This window comes from Phenylobacterium sp., assembly GCF_036677185.1.
Taxonomy (GTDB): Bacteria; Pseudomonadota; Alphaproteobacteria; order Caulobacterales; family Caulobacteraceae; genus Phenylobacterium.
This window is the reverse complement of sequence record NZ_JAKFEN010000017.1, coordinates 163732-183696: the sequence shown is the minus strand read 5'-3', so window position 1 is coordinate 183696 and position 19965 is coordinate 163732. Positions and strand designations below refer to the sequence as shown.

The following is a 19965-nucleotide window of genomic DNA, read 5'->3' as shown; positions in this document are numbered from 1 at the left end:
GGGAGGTGGATCGTCGCCTCTTCGCGACGAGACGGAGGGGGTTTGAAGCGCGCGAAAGCGAGTCAAAGTCCCCCTCAGTCGGCTTCGCCGACAGCTCCCCCAGGAGGGGAGCAACTAGGATCAGCCGATCCGGCTGGACATGCCGCCGTCGACCCAAAGCACCACGCCGGTGATGAACCGCGCCTCGTCGCTGGCCAGGAACAAGGCCGCATAGGCGGTGTCCCAGGCAGTGCCCATCTGGCCGCCCAGCGGCACCCGCGCGTTGCGGGCGTCGCGGACCGCCTGTTGCTCCCGGCCGGTGGACGCGGCGATGCCGGCCACCGCCATCGGGGTGTCCATCAAGCCCATGGCGATGGCGTTGCAGCGCACGCCCTTGGCGGCGTTGGCCTGGGCCGTGGAGGTGGTCAGCCGGTTCACCGCGGCCTTGGAGACCTCGTAGGCCACCTGGTTTCCGCCGGCGATGGAGGCCAGGGACGAGATGTTGACGATCGAGCCGCCACCTTGTTCGCGCATGAGGGGCAAGGCGGCCTTGGTCGACAGCCAGGTCCCCTTGAGGTTCACCGCCAGGATGCGGTCGAAGGCCGCCTCCTCCAGCCGGTGGGCCGGGCCGTCGCCGCCCCCGCCGATGCCGACATTGTTGACCAGGATGTCGATGCGGTCCCAGCGGGCCTTGGCCGCCTCGATCATCGCCGTGCAATCGTCGGCCTTGGTGATGTCGGCGGCGAAGGCGGCGGCCTTGCCGCCCTCGGCGACGATCATCTCGGCCGTCTCCTCGGCCCGTTCGATCAGCCGGTCGACGCAGAGGACCTCGGCGCCTTCGCGGGCGAACAACAGCGACATGGCCCGGCCGTTGCCGAGGGTCTCGCCCGGAGTCTGGCCGGCGCCGACGACGATGGCGGTCTTGCCCGCGAGCCGCATGCTCAAAAGCCCTTCAAGTCGGGATCCAGCACCTGGCCGGCGTCGAGCTGCACCCCGAACGAGTTCAGGATCATCGACACCTGGGTGTACTGGCCGGCGGTGAACACCACGTCCATGCACTGCTTGTCGGAGAAGTGGCGGGTGAGCGCCGCCCATGTTCCGTCGGTGACGAACTGGTCGTTGTGCAGCTCGTCGGACGCCTTGAGCAGGGCCCGGTCGGCGGGGCTCCAGTTGGAGGCGGCGGCGCCCTGCTTGATCGCCTCGATCTCGGCGGCGGTCAGGCCCTCGCGCAGGCCGATGGCGTGGTGCTGGGTCCACTCGTAGCCGGACTTGCAGAGATAGCCGATGCGCAGGATGACGATCTCGCGCTCGCGGGCCGGAAGGTCGTTGCGCCGCGACAGCACATAGTTGCCCCAGGCCAGGAAGCCCTTCGCCGCCTTCGGGGCCTGGACCATGGTGCGGAAGATGTTCAGCACCCGCTCGCCCATGGGCTCGAGGATTTCTTTTTGATCGGGGGTCAGGTCGGCGTCCTGGACCGGCGCGATCCTGGGCTTGGTCAGTCTCATCCGTGCGTTTCCCCGTTCTGTTTGGCGGCCACCAAACAGAGGCGCGGGGTGCAGCGCAAGAGCGAACCGGTCAGCCCTGGCCGATGCGGCCCGGGCCGGGCAGCACGTCGATCAGCTCGATGCGGAAAATCAGCAGGCTATTGCCCGGAATCTCGCCGCCGCCGGCGCCTTCTTCGCCGTAGCCCAGGGCCGGCGGCACATAGAGCACCCATTCGTCGCCCGGCCGCATAAGCTGCAGGGCCTCCTGCCAGGCCGGGATCAGGGCGGCCAGCGGCATGGCCGCCGGAGCGCCGCGCTCATAGGAGCTATCGAACACCTTACCCGAGAGCAGCTTGCCCTCGTAGTGGACCTTGACCTCGTCTTGCGGGGCGGGCTTGAGGCCATCGGCCGGGCCTGAGCGGACGATCTTGTATTGCAGGCCTGACGGCAGGGTCTTGACCCCCGGCGCCTTCGCATTGGTCGCCAGATAGGCGGTGGCCTCGGCGGCCGCCCTGGCGGTCTCCTGGCTGTCGGCCTTGCCACAGGCGGCCAGCGACAAGGCGGCGGCGAGGGCGACGATCAGACGTTTCATTCGCTAGACCTTCAGACGGCGCGCGGCGGGTAGCCGCGATCACGCAGGGCGTCCATGATTTCCTGGGTGTGCTGGGCGTCGCGGGTTTCGATCATGATGTCGAACTCCGCGCCCTTGGCCGGCACATCGAGGGCCAGACGGTTGTGGGCCACCTCGACGATATTGCCGCCCATCTGGCCGATCACCGTCGAGACGGTGGCCAGCAGGCCAGGCCGGTCGTCGCCGATGATCCGCAGGCTGACCAGCCGCTGTTCGCGCACCAGCTCCCGGGTCAGGACCGAGGCCAGCAGCCGGGTGTCGATATTGCCCCCGGTGACGATCAGCCCGACCTTCTTGCCGCGGAACTGGTCGGGATAGGCCAGCAGGGCCGCCAGCGAGGCGGCGCCCGCCCCCTCGACCACCGTCTTCTCCACATTGCAGTAGAGCGCCACGGCCCGCTCGAAGTGCGGCTCCTCGATCAGCAGCACGTCGTCAATCAGCGGCCGGGCGATGGCGTAGGAGAGTTCGCCCACCTGCTTGACCGCGATGCCCTCGGCGATGGTCGCCCCGCCCGTGCCGGTCACCCCGTTCACGCCGCGCATCTTGGCGGTGAAGGACGGATACATGGCCGGCTCCACGCCGACGATACGGACCTTCGCATTGAGCGACTTGGCCACGGTGGCGCAGCCGGCGATCAGCCCGCCGCCGCCGATGGGAATGGGCAGGACCTCCAGGTCCGGCACGTCCTCGAACATCTCCAGCGCCACGGTGCCCTGGCCCGCCATGACCTGCAGGTCGTTGAAGGGATGGACGAAGGATAGGTCGCGCGCCTTGCAGAGCTTCAGGGCGACGTCCGAAGCCTCGTCGTAGTTGTCGCCCTCGATCACCACCTCGGCGCCGTGGGCGCGGGTCTGCTGCACCTTCACGAAGGGGGTCCCGCGCGGCATGACGATGGTGACGGGGATCCCCAGGCGGGCCGCATGATAGGCCAGGCCCTGGCTGTGGTTTCCGGCCGAGGCGGCGATCACCCCGCGCCCGCGCTCGTTGTCGGAGAGCTGCAGCAAGGTGTTGAGCGCCCCGCGCTCCTTATAGGCCGCGGTGAACTGCAGGTTCTCGAACTTCACCCAGACCTCGGCCCCGGTGATCTCCGACAGGGTGCGCGAATGGCGGCAGGGGGTGCGTTCGATATGTCCGGCCAGCCGACCGGCGGCCGCGCGGATGTCGTCGATGGAAAGCGTCATGGCCTAGCCGATGTGGTGCGGGACGCCACGTCTAGCGGCGAGCGCGCCAATCGGCAACGGGCCTAGGCCTTGCAGGTATAGGAGAGCCAGCACAGCTGGTCCCGAGCGGCCTGCTCGGCGGCGTCCAGGCTCTCGTGCAGATCGGAGAGGGCGCCGGACTTCCAGATCATCATGCCGTGTTCGCTCTGCTTGCAGTGCTCCACGTAGCGGTAGAGCCCGTCCTCGCGCTCGGCGAACTCGAGGAACCGCGTCCCGTCGGCGCAGCTCATCGTCTTGACCACCCGCTGAGACACGCCGTCGTCGCGCCGGGCGCCCACAAGGCGCCGAATATCCTGGAGAATCGCCATGCCTTGAACCGCTACCGTAGCCCTCGCCATTGATCCATGCGGCGCATCGCCTTGCCGGGCAGTTCGGAAATCTGGCCCAAGGGCAGAGCTTCCGCCACACGGCGCACCCCATAGGCGACCGCCCGCGTGAGAGTCGCCGGGGAGGGGGCGCCGACGAAGCCGTGGGTCACCCACTGGCCGTGATTGGCGAGGTCGCGCTTGAAGCGGTAGTCGCCTGGACCGAGGTCCAGGCGACTATAGGGGGTGTCGTCCATCCAGCGCAGGATGGATTGGAACAGCAGCAGGCCCGGGGAATAGCGCTCGAATTCCGGGTCGTGGGCGATGATCCAGCCGTGGATCGTACGACGCCCGCGCAGGTGCAGGTGCGCCGCCGCCAAACGGTCGCCGAAGTGAAGTGTGAACATGACCCCGCCGAAGTCCGGATCGCGGCTGGCGAACATCTCGGCCATCAGGTCCCGGGTCCAGCCCGTCTCGAAGATGTCGGTCTGGCCGGTGGCCTTGAGCTGGGCGCGCTTCCATTCCAGCAGCTTGTCGAAATCGGCGGTGGAGCGGGAAAAGGCCTGGAAGACCGCGGAGCCGACCTCGCGTTCGGCCTTGCGGCGCTTCTTGTCGCAGTCCTTCAGCACCGAGGTCCCAGCCGCGCGGCGCTCGGCCTCATAGGCCTCGTAGCCACCCTCGACATCGATAACGTGGGAGACGAACCGACCGCGGGCGAAGCGCTTGAAGGCCGGCTGGCTCTCCAGCATGTGGGAGAAGTCCAGCCGATGGACGCCCAGGGCCGCGACCATGGCGCGGGCGTCGACGGCGACCCCGGCCTCGGCCACCACGCCCTGATAGTCGCACATGGGGGCGCCGGCCGGCATGGCGGTGAACGAGCCCACCCGCACCGGCATGAAGGCCACGTCCCGGCCGTCCTGATGGGCCACGGCGACGCGGACATTGCGTGCGCCCTCGCCCTGGATCCGCTCGATCAGCCGCGCCCAGCCTGGCGCCAGGAAGGGCGTATCCAGCTCGATATCGGCCGCCTGGAGCTCGCCCCAGCGCGCGACGCGCTCGGCCGAAAGGTCCTGCGGACGTAGGACGTCGATTTGCAAAGGCGCGGTCCCCGGACTCGAAGCTTGAGCCGTCAAGGATAACGCCCAAGTCTTTCCGGGACCTTGCCGCGCTACAGCAGGTCGCTTCGCCCCTTGGCCTTCAGGGCGTCGACCGCCGCGCGGACGGCGGTCGGGGCGTCGCGGCGGGTGACCAGGACCACGCCGTTCTCGACCACCACCACCACGTCCTCGACCCCGGCCAGGACCACCGCGGGGCCGTCGGTGCGGGCGAGCGAGCCGCGGCTCTCCACCGCGGTCACCTCGCCGTCGAGGGCGTTGCCGTCGGCGTCGCGGGCCGACAGCTCCCAGAGCGCGTCCCAATTGCCCACGTCGGCCCAGCCGATGTCAGCCGCGACCACGCCGGCGCGGTCGGTCTTCTCCATCACCGCCACGTCGATGGCGATGCTGGGCGCCGTGAGGAAGGCCTCGCCGAGCGTCACTAGGTCGCCGGATCGCGCGGCGCCGGCCACCGCGGCCTCGGCGGCGGCGGCCACCGCCGGCGCCAGGGCCCGGGCGATGTCGAGGAAGGCGCCCGCCTTGAACAGGAACATGCCGCCGTTCCAGGAATAGTCCGGGTCGGCCACGAAACCCTGAGCGGTGACGAGGTCGGGCTTCTCCACGAACTGGGCGACCCGGCGCACCGGACCTTCGCCGGTGGCGCGGATATAGCCGTAGATGGTGGCGGGGCCCGTGGGCTTGAGCCCGAACAGCACGATCTTGCCGGCCTGCGCCGCCGCGCGGCCGGTCTCGATGGCGGCGTGCAGGGCGGCCACGTCGGAGACGAGGTTATCGGCGTGCAGCAGCACCATCAGGGCGTCGGGATCGGCCTCGGCGCCGAAGGCGGCCACCGCCACCGAGGCCGGGGCGGTGTTGCGCGGAGCAGGCTCGGCGATCAGGGCCTGGGGCGTGACGCCCACCTCGGCGAGCTGGGCGCGCGCCAGGTCGGCATGAGCCGCGGCGCAGACCACGACAGGCGCCTCGAACATCTCGCCCACCACCCGCAGGGCGGTGTCCTGGATCAGGCTGTGTTCGCCGCCGAGCCGGTGAAACTGCTTGGGCCGGGCCTGGCGCGACAGGGGCCACAGGCGCGTGCCCGCGCCGCCCGACATCAGGACGGGGATGATCTTGCGCGTCACTCAGGCGGCTCCGGCCGGCGGGTCGTATTCGCTGACCAGGTGGCCAGGGGCGATCTCCTTCAGCTCCGGGACATAGACCTGGGCCAGGGGATCGGCGGAGAGCCGCGATGGCAGGAAGCGCAGGGCGCTGCGTGGATCGAGGGGAGAGGGCGGTTCGCCCACCAGCTTCACCCGGGCCCGAGCCCGCTCGCGAACCGGATCGGGGATCGGCGCGGCCGAGAGCAGGGCCTTGGTGTAGGGATGCTGCGGCGCCTCATAGAGCCGCTCCCGATCGGTCTGCTCCATCACCCGGCCCAAATAGAGCACCATGATCCGGTGGCTGATCTCGCGAACCACCGCCAGGTCGTGGCTGATGAAGATCATCGCCAGACCCATCTCCTTCTGCAGCTCGATCAGCAGGTCGATGATCTGGGCGCGGATGGAGACGTCCAGGGCCGAGACCGCCTCGTCGCAGATCACCAGCCTGGGCCGCAGGATCATGGCCCGGGCGATGCCCACCCGCTGGTTCTGGCCCCCGGAAAGTTCGTGCGGATAGCGGTTGATCAGGCCAGGCGAGAGCCCGGCGCGCTGCATCATGGCCTTCACCTCGGCCTCGCGCTCGGCGTGGGTCATGCCCTTGCGGAACACCTGCAACGGCTCGGCGATGGAGTCGCCCACGGTCATGCGCGGATCAAGGCTGGCCAGGGGGTCCTGGAAGACGATCTGCAGGTCCTTGCGCGCCGCCCGCATGGCCTCGCGGTCGGCATGGGTGATGTCGCGGCCCAGTAGGGTGACAGCGCCGGCCGTCGGCGGCAGCAGGTTCAGCACCGCACGGCTCAGGGTCGACTTGCCGCAGCCGCTCTCGCCCACCACGCCCAGGGTCTCGCCCTGGCGGACCTGGAAGCTGACCCCGTCGACGGCGCGCAGGGTCGCTTTCCCGCCGAACATGCCTTGGCGGACAGGGAAATGCACCTTGATGTCGTGGCCCTCGACGATCACCGGGGCGTCGGGCGCCACCGGGGCCAGGGTCGGGCGACCGCCGCGATCGGCGCGGTCCAGGCGCGGGATCGCGTCCAGCAGGGCGCGGGTATAGTCCGACTTCGGCGCCCCGAAGATGGCCTCGGCGGAGCCCTCCTCCACATAGGCGCCGTCCTTCATCACGCAGACCCGGTCGGCCAGCCGCGCTATGACCCCCATGTCGTGGGTGATCAGCACCATGGCCGTGCCGGTCTCGCGGCCGAGCTCGGCCATCAGGTCGAGGATCTCGGCCTGGACGGTGACGTCGAGGGCGGTGGTCGGCTCGTCGGCGATCAGCAGGGCCGGACCGCCGGCCATGGCCGCGGCGATCATCACCCGCTGGCGCATGCCGCCGGAAAGCTCGTGGGGATATTGCGACAGCCGGCTCGCCGCGTCGGGGATGCGCACCCGGCCGATCCAGTCCTTGGCGTGGGCCGTGGCGTCCTTGTCGCTCATGCCCAGATGCAAACGCAGGGGCTCGGCGATCTGCTCGCCGATGCGCACGTGCGGGGTGAGCGCGGTCAGCGGGTCCTGGAAGATCATGGTCATCTTCGAGCCGCGGATCCTGTTGAGCGCCCGAGGCTTCAGCCCCAGGATCTCCTGGCCCAGGAACTTCACGGAGCCGCTCGCCCGGCCATTGGCGGCCAGCAGGCCCATGACCGCCATGAAGGTCTGGCTCTTGCCCGAGCCGCTCTCGCCCACGACGCCCAGGGTCTCGCCGCGCTGGACCTCGAGGGAGACGCCGCGCACGGCGTTCACCAGCCCGTCATGCGTGGTGAAATCGACCTTCAGGTCGTCGATGGAAAGGACGGGACCGGCCAAGGCGACCTCAACTTGGGCAAACACGAGGGCCGACCATAGCCTCGGCGCCGTCCATTGCGAAAGCGTAAGCCCCAAGCCGCGCGCCTGACTGTATAGTGCCCGCGTGAGCCTGCCCGACGCCCAGACCCGCCCCGCCCTGTTCCTCGACCGAGACGGGGTGCTCAATGAGGACCCCGGCTATGTCCACCGCTGGGAGGACTTCCGCTGGATCCCCGGCGCGCGGGAGGCCGTGGCCGCCTTCAACCACGCCGGCTGGTGGGTGTTCGTGGTGACCAACCAGTCCGGGATTGGGCGCGGCTACTATGGCGAGGACGACGTGGTCGCCCTGCACGCCAAGATGTCGGAGAGTTTGGCCGAGGTCGGCGGTCGCATCGACGCCTTCTACTATTGCCCGCAGCATCCCGACGCGACCGTCGAGGCCTACCGCCATCCCGATCCCCCGGACCGCAAGCCCAACCCCGGCATGATCCTGCGCGCCCTGCGCGAGTGGCCCGTCGACGTGAGCCGCTCGATCATGGTGGGCGACAAGGACGCCGACATGGAGGCCGCCCGGCGGGCGGGCGTCCGCGGGCTGAAATTCCCGAGCGACAACCTGATGGTCTTCCTGGAGAAGGAGCTGGTTCCGGCATGATCGAGGTGAAGGACGTCGTTTACGACTACCCGTCGGCGCGGGCGCTGCATGGGGTGTCGTTCAAGGTCGAGGCCGGCGCCGTCCTGGCCATGGTCGGCCCCAACGGGGCGGGCAAGACCACCCTGCTGCGCTGCATGGCGGCGCTCGACGACGCCACCGAGGGGACCATCTCCATCGGCGGGCTCGACACCCGCGAGGACCCGCGCGGAGTCCATGCGACCATCGGCTACCTGCCCGATTTCTTCGGCCTCTACGAGGATCTCTCGGTGCGTCGGGCGCTCACCTACGCCGCCCGTTCGCGGGGGGTCTCCGAGGCCGCCACCCCAGCCGCCGTCGAGCAGGCCGCCGCCCGCGTCCAGCTGACCGACCGGCTGGAGATGCGGGCCGGGGAACTGTCGCGCGGCCTCAAGCAGCGCCTGGCCATCGGCCAGACCATCGTCCACGAGCCCCGCGTCCTGTTGCTGGACGAGCCCGCCGCCGGGCTCGATCCCGAGGCGCGCCGGGCGCTCTCCGACCTGATCCTGCGGCTCGCCAGGGAGGGCATGACCATCGTGGTCTCCTCGCACATCCTCTCCGAGCTTGAGGACTATTCCACCCAGATGCTGATGATCCGCGACGGTCGGGTGGCCGGCGGCGGGGTGGTGGCGGCCGGCGCCGGGGTGCGCGACGGGACCCGGATCAGCGTCACCTTCTCAGGCCCGCCCGCCGACCTCGACAAGGTGCTGGCCAAGCTGGACATCGCCCTGGAACGCCGCGACGGCGACACCGCCATCCTGCTGGCCGGGAACGGCGAGGACGACTCAGCGGTGTTGGCCAAGCTGGTCGGCGCGGGGCTGAAGGTCTCGGCCTTCCAGCCCACCCGCCGGACCCTGGAAGACGCCTATCTCGCCGAGGCCCAGTCATGAACCCGGAATTCCAGCGCAATCTCTGGCTCGAATCCGCGCCCCGCCGCGTGGCCTGGGCCATCGTCGTCCTGCTGATGATCTATGGCGCGGCGATCATGGTCCTGCGGACCAATCCCTATGGCGCCCTCACCGGCCTGGGCGGCGTGGGGGCGGTGGTCTTCGTGGCCTGCGGCATGATCTGGGGCGCGCGCGCCACGGGGGGTTCCATCCTCAACGAGATCGCCGACCGCACCTGGGACTTCCAGCGGCTCTCGGCGCTGGATCCCTGGTCGATGACCTGGGGCAAGCTCCTGGGCAGCGCCAGCCTGGCCTGGATCTGCGCGCTCACCGGCCTGTTGCTGATGGCCGCCGCCAGCCTGCAGCGGGGCGAGCCGGGCGCGGTCTCGACCCTGATCTTCCTCGTCGCCCTGGCGGTGCTGTTGCAGGCGATCTCCATGGGCGCGGCCCTGGTCGGGGTGCGCAAGGCCCGGGCCGAGGGCCGCACCGCCCGCGCCGGCGGGGTGCTTGGGGGGCTGATCGTTGGCGGCGTCCTACTGTCCTGGGTGGCGGGCTCAGCCGGCTTCCAGCGCGGCGCCGGGCTGGAGGGCTTCGGCGCCATGCTAGGCGCCAAAGGCCTGATCGACTGGGGCGGACGCTACTGGCCGGCCGACGGCTTCCGGGCCGTGTCGGTGACCCTGTTCGCCGCCTGGGCGGTGATCGGGGCCTGGCGGCTGATGCGGCTGGAGCTGCAGATGCGCAACGGCCCCGTCGTCTGGCCGGCCTTCCTGGTCTTCCTCGCGACCTACGCCGGCGGCTTCGCCTGGCGCGACGGCGGCCTTTCCGGCGCGCTCACCACCGGGGCGCTGGCCGTGGCGCTCAGCGCCTATGCCGCGGCCTTCGCCGAGCCCGCCGACCGGGTGCGGATGCGCCAGTTCCGCCAGCACGCCCTGGCCGGAGATTTCGCCCGCGCAGCCCCCTTGGCGCCCGCGCCCCTGGCGCCGCTGATCCTGGCCGCCCTGCTGGTGATCGCCGCCTTGGCCGCCAGCGCCGGCAGCTTCGCGCGGCCAGGCCTGGCCCAGGCCGCGGCCCTGATCGCCTTCCTGCTGCGCGACCTGGGCGTCATCGCCCTCTGCCGCCTGGGCGAGCGACCCCAGCGCGGCGACTTCGCCGCGGTGGTGGCGCTGGCCGTGCTCTACGGGGTTGGCGGCATCGTGGGCTGGTCGGTGGACCGGGAGACCGGGGCGGCCCTCTTCGCCCCGGTGAGCGCGGCGCCGATGCTCAGCCTGGTCTCGGGCCTGGTGCAGGCGGCCGTCGCCTGGGCCCTGGTCGCCCGCAGACTGGGACCTAACGTCCCTCCATCTGCGTCAGCATCCGTTCCAGCGTCGTAAGCTCGTCGGCCTCGCCGGCCGGCTTGTCCCAGCGGATGCGGCTGATGCGCGGGAAGCGCATGGCCACCCCCGACTTGTGCCGGGTCGAGCGCTGCAGGCCCTCGAAGGCCACCTCGAACACCAGGCCGAAATGAGCCTCAGCCTTGACCGCCCGCACCGGCCCGAACCGGTCGATGGTGTTGTCGCGGACGAACTTGTCGATCTGTTTCAGCTCCTCGTCGGTGAAACCGAAATAGGCCTTGCCCACCGGGGTCAAGGATCGCCTGCCGTCGGGACCCTCGGTCCAGACCCCGAAGGTGTAGTCGGAATAGAAGCTGGAACGCTTGCCGTGGCCGCGCTGGGCGTACATCAGCACCGCGTCGATCAGGAACGGGTCGCGCTTCCACTTGAACCACGGCCCCTTGGGCCGGCCGGCCTCGTAGATCGAGTCCCAGCGCTTCAGCATCACGCCCTCGGCGACCTGCGGATCCCCCGCTGGCGGTTCGCGGCGTAGATCGGTCAATGCCGCCCAGGTCTCGAAGGGCTGCAGGGGCGAAAGGTCGATGCGCGAGGTCTTGAGCCTGCCGACGAAGGCCTCCAGCCGCCGGCGGCGTTCGGCGAAGGGCAGGACGCGGGTGTCCTCGGCCCCGTCGGCGAGCAGATCGTAGGCGCGTATGCCGGCCGGGAAGGTCTGCAGCATCTTGGCGTCGACGGTCTTGCGGTTCAGTCGCTGCTGGAGGTCGCCGAAGCTGGCCACCCCGCCACCGTCGCGCATCACCAGCAGTTCGCCATCGAGGGCGCCCTCGAACTCCAGGGCGTCCAGCACGTCGGGGAAGGTCCTGGAGATGTCGTCGCCATTGCGGGTATAGAGCCGCCGCACCCCGGCCTCGTTCACGGCCTGGACCCGGACGCCGTCCCACTTCCACTCGGCGGCGTAGTCGGCCGGGTCGAGCTTGCCGAAGTCGACCGCCTCGTCGATGGCCTGGGCCAGCATCACCGGCCGGAAGCGGCCCGGCGCCACCGCCGAGGGCCGGTCCGAACGGCCCTCCAGCCAGGCGAACAGGTCCTCATAGGGCGGGTGCAGGGCGTGCCAGACCTCCTCGACCTCGGCCACCTCCACCCGGCCCAGATCGGCCGCGGCCTGCTTGGCCATGCGCGCGGACACCCCGACACGCAGGCCGCCGGTCATCAGCTTCAGCAGCGCCCAGCGGCCGGTGGTCTCCAGCCCGTCCAGCCAGGCCTCGATCAACCGCTGGACCTCGGTCCGCGAGGCGCCGCGCAGGGCGTCGACCACCTCCGACAGTTCCGGCTCGCGGTTGGCGCCGGGCCGCCCGGGCCAGACCAGGGCCACGGTCTCGGCCAGGTCGCCCACATAGTCGTAGGACCAGCGGAACAGGGTGGGGTCCATCCGCTCTTCCACCGCCTTGCGGATGAAGGCCGGCTTGGCGGCGTTGAAAACGAGGTCGCCGGTCAACGCCGCCAGGGCCCAACCCCGGTCGGGGTCGGGGGTCTGCGCCAAGTAGTCGCGCACCAGGGTCAGCTTGGCGTTGCGCGACGCCGTCAGCGACAGTCGGTCCAGGAGCTCGGCGAAGGCGCGCATGGAATGAGCTTAACGCGCCTGGAGCGGCTTGGCCTCAACCCTCGCCGATCATGCCGCCTTCCCGGTTCGGCTGGCGCGGCGCGGGGGCGGCCTCGTCGATCATGCCGGTCTCGTCCGGCGGCGGGTTATCGGTCGATTTCAGGCCACCTTCCTTCACGGGCTCCGGCGGCGGGACAGGCTTGTCGCGGGGTTCGGTCATGACGCGGCTCCTTCGCCCGACCAACGCGGCTTCGGGCCCCGTGTTCCTAGTCCTCGGCCTCGTCGTCATAGCCGACCAGGGCCAGCGCCCGGGCCTTGATCCCGTGCAGCTCGGCCCACCGCGCAAGGGCCTCCTCGCGGCCATGGGTGATCCAGAGCTCGCCCGGGCGGATCTCGTCGACGGTGGCGGTGAGCTCGTCCCAGTCGGCGTGGTCGGAGATCACCAGAGGCAGCTCCACCCCCCGCTGGCGGGCGCGGGCGCGAACCTGCATCCAGCCCGAGGCGAAGGCGGTTACCGGATCGGGGAACCGCCGCGACCAGCGGTCGGCCAGGGCCGAGGGCGGGGCGACGATGATGGCGCCGGCGAAGTCCTGCTTGTCCGTCGAGGTGACGGGGGCCAGCGGCCCGAGGTCGATCCCGTGGGCCTCGTAGAGCCGGTTCAGCCGCTCCAGGGCGCCGTGGACGTAGATGGTCTGCTCCCAGCCCGCCTCGCGCAGCAGGCGGATCACCCGCTGCGCCTTGCCGAGCGCATAGGCCCCGACCAGGTGGGCGCGCTCGGGGAACTGGGCGACCGAGCGCAGCAGGCGGGCGATCTCGCCCTTGTCGTCGGGATGGCGGAACACCGGCAGGCCGAAGGTGGCCTCGGAGATGAAGACGTCGCAGGGGACTGGCTCGAAGGCTCGGCAGGTCGGATCTCGGCGGCGCTTGTAGTCGCCCGAGACCACCATGGTCAGGCCCTTCCAGCGCACCACCGCCTGGGCCGAGCCCAGGACGTGGCCGGCCGGGACCAGGCTCACCTCGACCTCGTCGCGGGCGACAGTCTCGCCATAGGCGGCGGCCTGGGTCTCGTCGGCGAAGTCGTCTCCGTAGCGCTCGGCCATGATGGCGAGGGTCTCAGGCGTGGCCAGCACCCGCCCATGCCCCGCCCGCGCGTGGTCCGCGTGGCCGTGGGTGATCACCGCGCGCGCCACCGGCGCCACCGGGTCGATGTAGAAATCGCCGGGGGCGCAATAAAGCCCCTCGGGCCGGGGACAGAGCAGGGCTTCGGGCTTGATCATCCTTGGCGACATGGGGCCTGGTCTGACTTAAGGAACATTACATAGTATTCATATTGTGAAAAAGGGGTCATGACCAAGACTTAACGAGTATTCGGAAGAGAAGTTTCATATACCCCTCTCATCGGGTCGCGGTTGTCGCGGCCCACGCAAAAAGAGGGACACCACCATGCACAAGAGTTTCGCCTTCAACGGCCTCGCCAACCTCGTCCTCGCCGCCACCCCGCTGCTGGCCGTCGCGCTCGCCGTCTACACCCAAGCCTTCACCGCCGTCTAAGGTGCGGTCGCTTGATTAACGATCGAGAGACGGAGGCGCTCCGCGGCCGCTAGGTCCCACGCCGCCTCCGTCCAGATCGAACCCCTAGAATTCCTTCGTCACCAGAACACGGAACCGCTGCGGCGCGGTATAGGCGAGCGTCTCGGCCGGACTGGCCAAGTAGCCGTAATCACCCAAGACATTCAAAGCCTGAACCCGCAGGGTCGCCCTGCCCGGCAGGCGATATCTCAAGCCAAGATCCAGCGTCGTATCCGCTTCCAGCATCGGCTGGACGCCCCCGACCGCGCTCCGGTACGGCCGCCGGCCCACATGCTCGAGACCCGCATCCAGCGACAGGCCCGGCATGGCGCGAACCACATAGTTGAGATTGGCCACGGCCCGGAACCGCTCGACGCCAACCGGCCGACCCCCCGAGACGCCATCGCGGGTCGGGTCCAGCACATAGCCCCCCACCACCACCGAGAGCGTCTCGCTCAGCCGTCCGGCCAGCGAGGCCTCGACCCCACGGTGGCGCACCACGCCGATCAGGCCATAGACATTGGTCGCCGGCTCCAGCCCGGCATAGGGTTTCTCCGTCTCGAACCCGGCCACCACCAGCCGCAGGCCCGGGGTCAGGGCGTAGCGAAGGCCAGCCTCGACCTGGCGTACGCGGATGGCCGGCAGCAGTTCGTTGCGGTTGGCGGCCGAGGCCGGGGCCGAACCGGCCTCTTCCAGGCCCCGGCTGAGGCCGCCGTAGAGATCGAGGCGCTCCGTCACCCGATAGGCGCCCGCGAGGTTATAGAGCCAGGGGGACGCCTCGCGCGCGCTGCGCGATCCATCGGCGGCGACCGAGGCCTTTTCGTAGTCGGTGCGCAACAGCCCTGCGTTCACGGTTAGCCGGTCGCGCCAGTCGAGGCGATAGGACAGGCCCAGCCCCCGCTGGTCCACCTCGCTGCTCGCGTTGGCCCGCGCTCCGGAGAGGTCGGGCTCAGCCACGGCGCGGACCGGCCCCGCGAGAGAGACCATCCCAAGATCGACGATCCGATCCCCGCCGAAGCGGCTGTCCGATCGCCGGCCACGGCCGATGAAGGCCAGGCGGTGGCGCGTATCCTCCCACCGGCCGCTCCAGGCCAGCCGCGCCTCGCCGGACCAGGCCGTGGCCTGCTGGGCGGGCGAAACCACGGCGATCCCAAGCCCGGTCAGGTCGCCGTCGAGCCCGCGATAGAGGTGAGCCACCGCCCGGCTGGGGTCCTCCTGCGAGAAGACGCCGGTCAGGCCGAGGCTCCAGGCCCCGGTGAGGGGCGCCTGGGTCATGACGCCCAGGATCCGCCGCTGGCCGCGTTCGACCGCCCAGTCCTGCACTGAGCGCTGGCCGCGCTCGGGCCGCGGCGGCGGCACGCCGTCTGCGACGGTGAATCGGTAGAGGCCGCCGCGCTCATAGTCGTACTCGCCGCCGAACACCTGCAGCCGCGCAGGTCCCAGCGACACCCGCGCCGTCCCGGCCAGCAGCATGGAACGGCCCGATGGACCGCCCTGGCCATTGTCGTTGTCGAACACCACGCCCAGGCCCAGGGCGGCGGAATGGCGGTCCTGCGCATCACCGTGCTTGAGCAGAATGTCGACATAGGGCTGCTCGTACTCGTCGAGCCCGACGGTGAGGTAGCTGGCTTCCCCGGCCTTGGGGTCGCGGATCTTGTAGTCCACCACGCCTGACGGCCCCGGCAGGTCGATGGCCAGGGCGTTCAGGCCGATGCGCACCGTGGTCGACTCGATGAAGAAGCTGCTCACCCCCGAGCTCTTCACGAAGTACCCGCCGTTCACGCGATAGTTGCCCGCCGCCTCCAGGCTGAAGCCTCGCACCGCCGTGGCGTCATAGATGCCGACCGCCTCGTCCCCGGCGATGAAGCCGAAGGCGTCGTCGGCGCCGACCACGGCGTTGGCGGTGGCCTGGCCGAACGCCGGACCCGCGAAAAGCACGGCCGCCAGCGAGGCGGAGAGAGGGACGAACAGACGCATGACCAACAGGCTCCTCGACACGCGCGACCTCCGCGCGGGCCGTGGATGACCTGGAGCTTCACCACCCCACACTCCGTTTCTTGTGCGGGCATTCTTGGCGCGCCTTCCCCGCCGTCACGTTGACCGGACCGGGCCGGCGCCGCAAACCTGGGGGATGACCGCATTCCCAGAGGCCCTTCGCGAACTAGCTCGGAACATGGTGCAATCCGTGCCCCAGGCCGCCGCCCTCGGTTTCGAGCTTGTCACCGTCGAGCCCGGGCACGGCGCCATTTTCGCCCCCTGGCGCGAGGACCTGGTGGGGGATCCCGACACCGGAGTCATCGCCGGCGGCGTGGTCACCGCCCTGCTCGACCATTGTTGCGGCCTGGCGATCACCTCCTCGATGCTGGGCAATGTGACCGCCTTCTCCACCGCCACCCTGGACCTGCGCATCGACTATATGCGCCCCGCCGCGCCCCGCGCCGGCGTCACCGCCCAGGCCCACTGCTACAAGGTCACCCGCACCATCGCCTTCGTCCGCGCCCAGGCCTTCGACGCCGACCCGGCCGACCCCATCGCCACGGCCCAAGCGGCCTTCGTGCTGAAGCGGCCCGAAGCATGAGCGACCCCGCCGAACGCCTGCAGGCCTTCCTCGCCCGCGTGCCCTATGTGCGCTTCCTCGGCATGCGCGCCGAGCTGGCCGGGGACGAGATGACCGCCATCCTGCCCTTCGCCCCACACCTGATCGGCAACGTCATGATGCCGGCCCTGCACGGCGGGGTGATCGGCGCCTTCATGGAGATGGCCGCCCTCTCCCAGCTCTCGCTCACCGCCCAGAGCGCGCGGGTGCACAAGACCATCGACGTCACCATCGAGTACCTGCGGCCCGGCAAGGCCCAGACCACCTATGCCCGGGCCGACGTGCGCAAGATCGGCCGCCAGATCGCCAATGTGCATGTGGAGGCCTGGCAGGAGGCCCGCGCCAAGCCGATCGCCGCCCTGCGCGGCCACTTCCTGCTGGCGCTCTAAGCCGCCGCCTCGGCGTTCTCGCGCTTGTTCATCGTCGCCTGGGCGGCCATGGCGATGTCCAGGATGGCGATGCTCGCGACGGTCGCCAGGGCCGCGATCGCGTATTTTCGGCGCGGATTGCCGCGGTCCAGGGCGCGGGCCAAGGCGGTGATGTCCATGACGTCGCCGCCGACCCGCATCCAGAACCACGGCCCCGGCTTGACCGGCGACAGCAGGCCCGCGCCGGAGGCGATCTCGCGGGCCCCAAAGGCGCTCATCGCCTCGTCCTCGAACTGCAGCCCGAAGAATCTCGACACCCGCTGGGGCCAGGCCACGGCGACGATCCCCAGCCCGATGGAAAACAAGCCCAAGGCGCGTTTGGCGATCAGCAGATCCATCGGCGGCGTCCTCTCCGGCTCGGAGCCCAGTTCGGAGAGAATGACGTCCAAGGCGGCGGTTGGGTTCCGACCTAGAGTCCCAACGCCTTCTTCTCAGCCGCGATCTTGGCGAGCTCGGCTTCCGCCGCGGCCGTGGCGGCGGCGTCGCCCTTGCGCTTGGCGACGATGAGCTGGCCGGCGGCCTCCATCTCGCGCACCGGCAGCAGGTGGCTGTCGTCGGCCCGCTTGAAGGGCTTGGTCTGGATGCGCTCGAGGATCTTGCGCTGGCGCTCGGCTTCCGGGCCCTCGCCGACCCCGTAACTGAACATGAAGGCGTCTATCTTGGCCTTGAGCGCTGGATCCAGGTCCTTGCGGCGGATCATCGGGTCCTCGGGGATGGTCGGGGAGGTCCAGATCACCTCGACATTGGCCAGGGTGTTGCGGGCCATGTCGGTCTCGATCATGCCCATCCGGTCCATGGAGGCGGTGTTGTTGGTGGCCGCGTCCAGCAGGCCCTGGGCCACCGAGAACAGGTTGGCCTCGTGGTTGGCCGAGCGCAGGGTCTTGAAGCAGGCGTTGGGATCGACCCCGCGCGGCGAGAACAGATAGGTCATGGGCGCCAGGGTCCCCGAGGTCGACTTGGCGTCGCCCATGCCGAAGTCCAGGCTCTTGTCGCAGGCCAGCAGCTTCTCCAGCGTGATCCCCGAGCCCTTCTTGACGACGATCACCGCCTGGTAGCCGTCCGGCCCATCGGGCTTCACCGTGCGGGCGAAGACCTCGCCATTGGCCCGCCGCACCGCCTCCAGCCCCGATTGGTTGGTGAACCAGCCCACATCCGTCTGCCGGAACCGCATGGCCTCGATCAGCGAGGTGTAGTTGGTGCCGAAGAACGGCTTCACCGGAATCCCGATCTGCTTTTCCATCTCGGCCAGGAACGGGCCCCAGTCGGCCATCATGGTCTGGCGGCCCTCGGTCGACATGATCGAGAAGTTGAGAACGGTGGGCGCCGCGGGCGTCTTTTCGGCCGGCTTCCCGCAGGCGGCCAGCACCAGGGGAAGGGCCAGAACCATGCGCCGTGCGATCATCCGGGACTCCTCGATCTTGGCCCACAGCCGGCCAAAGTATCAGTGTCGGCGGCTTGCGTGACACGTTCGCGACGGAGATGAGCCGAAAAGTCCGCTTGAGGCGAGGGGCTTACGGCGCTAACGCCCGCCCATGTCCGTGACCAACACCCTGCAAGGCCTCTCCCACCAAGCCCGCGACGCCAGGAGCTGGCCCTTCGAGCAGGCCCGCCTGCTGCTCGACCGCATCCTGCGCCTGCGCCTGACCGACGGCGAGCGCGACCTGGCCGCCAATCTGATCGGCGAGGGCAAGGCCGCGCAGGCCGTGGCCACCTTCCCGGCCCTGCTGAAGCCGGTGGTGTTCGAGACCGGCTATGGTCCTTCCGGCCTTCCGCACCTGGGCACCTTCGGCGAGGTGGCTCGCACCACCATGGTCCGCGTCGCCTTCCGCGCCCTCACCGACGAGGCCATCCCCACTCGGCTGATCGCCTTCAGCGACGACATGGACGGCATGCGCAAGATCCCGCCCAATGTCCCCAACGGCGAGCTCCTGGCCCAGGACCTCGACAAGCCACTCACCGTGGTCCGGGATCCGTTCGGCACGCATGAGAGCTTCGGGGCGCACAACAATGCGCGCCTGTGCGCCTTCCTCGATGGCTTCGGCTTCGATTATGAATTCGTCTCCTCGACCGACTGTTATCGCGGCGGCCGCTTCGACCAGACCCTGCTGACCGCATTGGCGCGGTTCGACGCCATCCAGAAGATCATGCTGCCTTCGCTGGGCGAGGAACGCCGCGCGACCTATTCGCCGTTCCTGCCGATCAGCCCCAAGACCGGCAAGGTGTTGCAGGCGCCGACCCTCGAGCGGCACGTCGAGCGCGGCACGATCGTGTTCCGCGACGAGGACGGCGAGCTGACCGAGGTTCCGGTCACCGGCGGCGGGGTGAAGATGCAGTGGCGGCCCGACTGGGCCATGCGCTGGACGGCCCTGGAGGTGGACTACGAGATGTCCGGCAAGGACCTGGTCGACAGCGTCCGGCTGTCGAACCAGGTCTGCAAGGTGCTGGGGGGAACGCCGCCGGCCGGGTTCAACTACGAGCTCTTCATGGACGAGAACAACCAGAAGATCTCCAAGACCAAGGGCAACGGCCTGACCATGGAGGAGTGGCTGCGCTACGGCGCGCCCGAGAGCCTCGCCTATTACATGTACCAGTCGCCGAGGTCGGCCAAGCGGCTCTATTTCGACGTCATCCCCAAGGCCACGGACGAGTACCTGCAGCAGCTCGACGCCTTCAACCGCGGCCGGGCGGAGAGCAACGGGCCGGCCATCGACAATCCGGCCTGGCACGTGCACGGCGGCCAGCCGCCGGAAAAGGGCTCCCCGGTCAGCTTCTCCCTGCTCCTGAACCTGGTCTCGGCGGCCGACGCCTCGACCAAGGAGATTCTCTGGGGTTTCATCCGCAACTACATCCCGGGCGCGACCCCGGAAAGCGAGCCCCTGCTCGACCGGCTCTCCGACTTCGCGATCAACTATTACGAGGACTTCGTGAAGCCCTCGAAGCGGTTCCGCGAGCCGGACGCCAGGGAGCGCGCGGCCATGGCCGACCTGGTCGCGCGCTTCAAGGCCCTGCCGGCCGGCGCCGACGCCGAGGCGATCCAGAACGAGGTGTTCGAGGCCGGCAAGGCCGCCGGCTTCGAGCCCCTGCGCGGCTGGTTCCAGGCGCTCTACGAGGTGCTGCTGGGCCAGAGCCAGGGGCCGCGCTTCGGCTCCTTCGCCGCCATCTTCGGCCTCGACCGCACCGTGGCCCTGATCGAACGGGCCCTGGCCGGCGAGCTGGTCGGCTAGGCGCGCGCTGAACGGTC

Annotated in this window: 20 protein-coding genes; 6 read left to right on the top strand and 14 right to left on the bottom strand. The window is 69.8% G+C overall.

From position 1 onward, the window contains the following. Positions 1-120: 120 nt before the first annotated feature. From V6M51_RS08125 to V6M51_RS08090, 8 genes are all read right to left on the bottom strand, one after another. Positions 121-918, bottom strand: coding sequence for an SDR family NAD(P)-dependent oxidoreductase (locus tag V6M51_RS08125; RefSeq protein WP_332766307.1), 798 nt, complete (start codon positions 916-918; stop codon positions 121-123). Positions 919-920: 2 nt separating this feature from the next. Further along, the gene (locus V6M51_RS08120) at positions 921-1484 is read right to left on the bottom strand and encodes a carboxymuconolactone decarboxylase family protein (protein ID WP_332766177.1); all 564 of its coding nucleotides are present in this window, start codon (positions 1482-1484) and stop codon (positions 921-923) included. 70 nt (positions 1485-1554) lie between these two features. Further along, positions 1555-2055 (bottom strand): FKBP-type peptidyl-prolyl cis-trans isomerase, encoded by a 501-nt coding sequence (locus V6M51_RS08115; protein WP_332766176.1) that lies wholly within the window; start codon positions 2053-2055, stop codon positions 1555-1557. Positions 2056-2066: 11 nt separating this feature from the next. Next, on the bottom strand, positions 2067-3275 hold the full coding sequence (locus V6M51_RS08110; RefSeq protein ID WP_332766175.1) for a threonine ammonia-lyase: 1209 nt from the start codon (positions 3273-3275) through the stop codon (positions 2067-2069). A gap of 62 nt (positions 3276-3337) precedes the next feature. Then, positions 3338-3622 carry a hypothetical protein gene (locus V6M51_RS08105; protein WP_332766174.1) on the bottom strand — a complete coding sequence of 95 codons (285 nt, stop codon included), beginning with the start codon at positions 3620-3622 and terminating at the stop codon, positions 3338-3340. An 11-nt stretch (positions 3623-3633) separates the two neighbouring features. Then, positions 3634-4716, bottom strand: coding sequence for a GNAT family N-acetyltransferase (locus V6M51_RS08100; protein WP_332766173.1), 1083 nt, complete (start codon positions 4714-4716; stop codon positions 3634-3636). A gap of 71 nt (positions 4717-4787) precedes the next feature. After that, on the bottom strand, positions 4788-5852 hold the full coding sequence (locus V6M51_RS08095) for a mannose-1-phosphate guanylyltransferase (protein ID WP_332766171.1): 1065 nt from the start codon (positions 5850-5852) through the stop codon (positions 4788-4790). Then, positions 5853-7670, bottom strand: coding sequence for an ABC transporter ATP-binding protein (locus V6M51_RS08090; protein ID WP_332766170.1), 1818 nt, complete (start codon positions 7668-7670; stop codon positions 5853-5855). Between the two features lie 103 nt (positions 7671-7773). Between V6M51_RS08090 and V6M51_RS08085 the strand changes: the two genes are divergently transcribed. The 3 genes from V6M51_RS08085 to V6M51_RS08075 are packed head-to-tail and all read left to right on the top strand — an operon-like array spanning position 7774 to position 10573. After that, positions 7774-8301 (top strand): D-glycero-alpha-D-manno-heptose-1,7-bisphosphate 7-phosphatase, encoded by a 528-nt coding sequence (locus V6M51_RS08085; RefSeq protein ID WP_332766169.1) that lies wholly within the window; start codon positions 7774-7776, stop codon positions 8299-8301. Continuing rightward, on the top strand, positions 8298-9206 hold the full coding sequence (locus tag V6M51_RS08080; protein WP_332766167.1) for an ABC transporter ATP-binding protein: 909 nt from the start codon (positions 8298-8300) through the stop codon (positions 9204-9206). The genes V6M51_RS08085 and V6M51_RS08080 overlap by 4 nt, the downstream gene beginning before the upstream one ends. Continuing rightward, positions 9203-10573: a hypothetical protein gene (locus V6M51_RS08075; RefSeq protein ID WP_332766166.1), complete on the top strand. Its 1371-nt coding sequence runs from the start codon at positions 9203-9205 to the stop codon at positions 10571-10573. Before V6M51_RS08080 ends, V6M51_RS08075 begins: the two co-directional genes overlap by 4 nt. On the opposite strand, the gene V6M51_RS08070 is transcribed toward V6M51_RS08075, so the two are convergent. The 4 genes from V6M51_RS08070 to V6M51_RS08055 all read right to left on the bottom strand — a co-directional run bounded on the left by V6M51_RS08070 (position 10530) and on the right by V6M51_RS08055 (position 15677). After that, a complete protein-coding gene (locus V6M51_RS08070) occupies positions 10530-12152 on the bottom strand; it encodes a cisplatin damage response ATP-dependent DNA ligase (RefSeq protein ID WP_332766165.1) in 1623 nt (540 codons plus the stop codon). The genes V6M51_RS08075 and V6M51_RS08070 overlap by 44 nt on opposite strands. Before the next feature lie 34 nt (positions 12153-12186). After that, the gene (locus tag V6M51_RS08065) at positions 12187-12351 is read right to left on the bottom strand and encodes a hypothetical protein (protein ID WP_332766164.1); all 165 of its coding nucleotides are present in this window, start codon (positions 12349-12351) and stop codon (positions 12187-12189) included. Between the two features lie 46 nt (positions 12352-12397). Further along, positions 12398-13420: a ligase-associated DNA damage response exonuclease gene (locus tag V6M51_RS08060; RefSeq protein WP_332766163.1), complete on the bottom strand. Its 1023-nt coding sequence runs from the start codon at positions 13418-13420 to the stop codon at positions 12398-12400. A gap of 346 nt (positions 13421-13766) precedes the next feature. Next, the gene (locus V6M51_RS08055) at positions 13767-15677 is read right to left on the bottom strand and encodes a TonB-dependent receptor domain-containing protein (RefSeq protein WP_332766162.1); all 1911 of its coding nucleotides are present in this window, start codon (positions 15675-15677) and stop codon (positions 13767-13769) included. A gap of 196 nt (positions 15678-15873) precedes the next feature. Between V6M51_RS08055 and V6M51_RS08050 the strand changes: the two genes are divergently transcribed. Continuing rightward, positions 15874-16278 carry a PaaI family thioesterase gene (locus V6M51_RS08050; RefSeq protein WP_332766160.1) on the top strand — a complete coding sequence of 135 codons (405 nt, stop codon included), beginning with the start codon at positions 15874-15876 and terminating at the stop codon, positions 16276-16278. Continuing rightward, entirely contained in the window at positions 16275-16685 is a 411-nt protein-coding gene (locus V6M51_RS08045) for a PaaI family thioesterase (RefSeq protein WP_332766158.1), read from the top strand. The genes V6M51_RS08050 and V6M51_RS08045 overlap by 4 nt, the downstream gene beginning before the upstream one ends. Here V6M51_RS08045 and V6M51_RS08040 read toward each other — a convergent pair. Together V6M51_RS08040 and phnD are read right to left on the bottom strand one after the other, a co-directional pair. Beyond that, positions 16682-17062 (bottom strand): hypothetical protein, encoded by a 381-nt coding sequence (locus tag V6M51_RS08040; protein WP_332766157.1) that lies wholly within the window; start codon positions 17060-17062, stop codon positions 16682-16684. The genes V6M51_RS08045 and V6M51_RS08040 overlap by 4 nt on opposite strands. A gap of 71 nt (positions 17063-17133) precedes the next feature. After that, entirely contained in the window at positions 17134-18126 is a 993-nt protein-coding gene (phnD, locus tag V6M51_RS08035; protein WP_332766155.1) for a phosphate/phosphite/phosphonate ABC transporter substrate-binding protein, read from the bottom strand. Between the two features lie 130 nt (positions 18127-18256). Between phnD and V6M51_RS08030 the strand changes: the two genes are divergently transcribed. Then, complete coding sequence (locus tag V6M51_RS08030) at positions 18257-19948, top strand: lysine--tRNA ligase (protein ID WP_332766153.1); 1692 nt, start codon at positions 18257-18259, stop codon at positions 19946-19948. Positions 19949-19965: the final 17 nt, after the last annotated feature.

Excerpts from the sequence above, each read along its gene's own strand:
- V6M51_RS08125 (WP_332766307.1), bottom strand. The coding sequence starts at position 918 with ATGCGGCTCGCGGGCAAGACCGCCATCGTCGTCGGCGCCGGCCAGACT.
- V6M51_RS08120 (WP_332766177.1), bottom strand. The coding sequence starts at position 1,484 with ATGAGACTGACCAAGCCCAGGATCGCGCCGGTCCAGGACGCCGACCTG.
- V6M51_RS08115 (WP_332766176.1), bottom strand. The coding sequence starts at position 2,055 with ATGAAACGTCTGATCGTCGCCCTCGCCGCCGCCTTGTCGCTGGCCGCC.
- V6M51_RS08110 (WP_332766175.1), bottom strand. The coding sequence starts at position 3,275 with ATGACGCTTTCCATCGACGACATCCGCGCGGCCGCCGGTCGGCTGGCC.
- V6M51_RS08105 (WP_332766174.1), bottom strand. The coding sequence starts at position 3,622 with ATGGCGATTCTCCAGGATATTCGGCGCCTTGTGGGCGCCCGGCGCGAC.
- V6M51_RS08080 (WP_332766167.1), top strand. The coding sequence starts at position 8,298 with ATGATCGAGGTGAAGGACGTCGTTTACGACTACCCGTCGGCGCGGGCG.
- V6M51_RS08075 (WP_332766166.1), top strand. The coding sequence starts at position 9,203 with ATGAACCCGGAATTCCAGCGCAATCTCTGGCTCGAATCCGCGCCCCGC.
- V6M51_RS08070 (WP_332766165.1), bottom strand. The coding sequence starts at position 12,152 with ATGCGCGCCTTCGCCGAGCTCCTGGACCGACTGTCGCTGACGGCGTCG.
- V6M51_RS08065 (WP_332766164.1), bottom strand. The coding sequence starts at position 12,351 with ATGACCGAACCCCGCGACAAGCCTGTCCCGCCGCCGGAGCCCGTGAAG.
- V6M51_RS08060 (WP_332766163.1), bottom strand. The coding sequence starts at position 13,420 with ATGTCGCCAAGGATGATCAAGCCCGAAGCCCTGCTCTGTCCCCGGCCC.
- V6M51_RS08055 (WP_332766162.1), bottom strand. The coding sequence starts at position 15,677 with ATGCGTCTGTTCGTCCCTCTCTCCGCCTCGCTGGCGGCCGTGCTTTTC.
- V6M51_RS08050 (WP_332766160.1), top strand. The coding sequence starts at position 15,874 with ATGGTGCAATCCGTGCCCCAGGCCGCCGCCCTCGGTTTCGAGCTTGTC.
- V6M51_RS08045 (WP_332766158.1), top strand. The coding sequence starts at position 16,275 with ATGAGCGACCCCGCCGAACGCCTGCAGGCCTTCCTCGCCCGCGTGCCC.
- V6M51_RS08040 (WP_332766157.1), bottom strand. The coding sequence starts at position 17,062 with ATGGATCTGCTGATCGCCAAACGCGCCTTGGGCTTGTTTTCCATCGGG.
- phnD (WP_332766155.1), bottom strand. The coding sequence starts at position 18,126 with ATGATCGCACGGCGCATGGTTCTGGCCCTTCCCCTGGTGCTGGCCGCC.
- V6M51_RS08030 (WP_332766153.1), top strand. The coding sequence starts at position 18,257 with ATGTCCGTGACCAACACCCTGCAAGGCCTCTCCCACCAAGCCCGCGAC.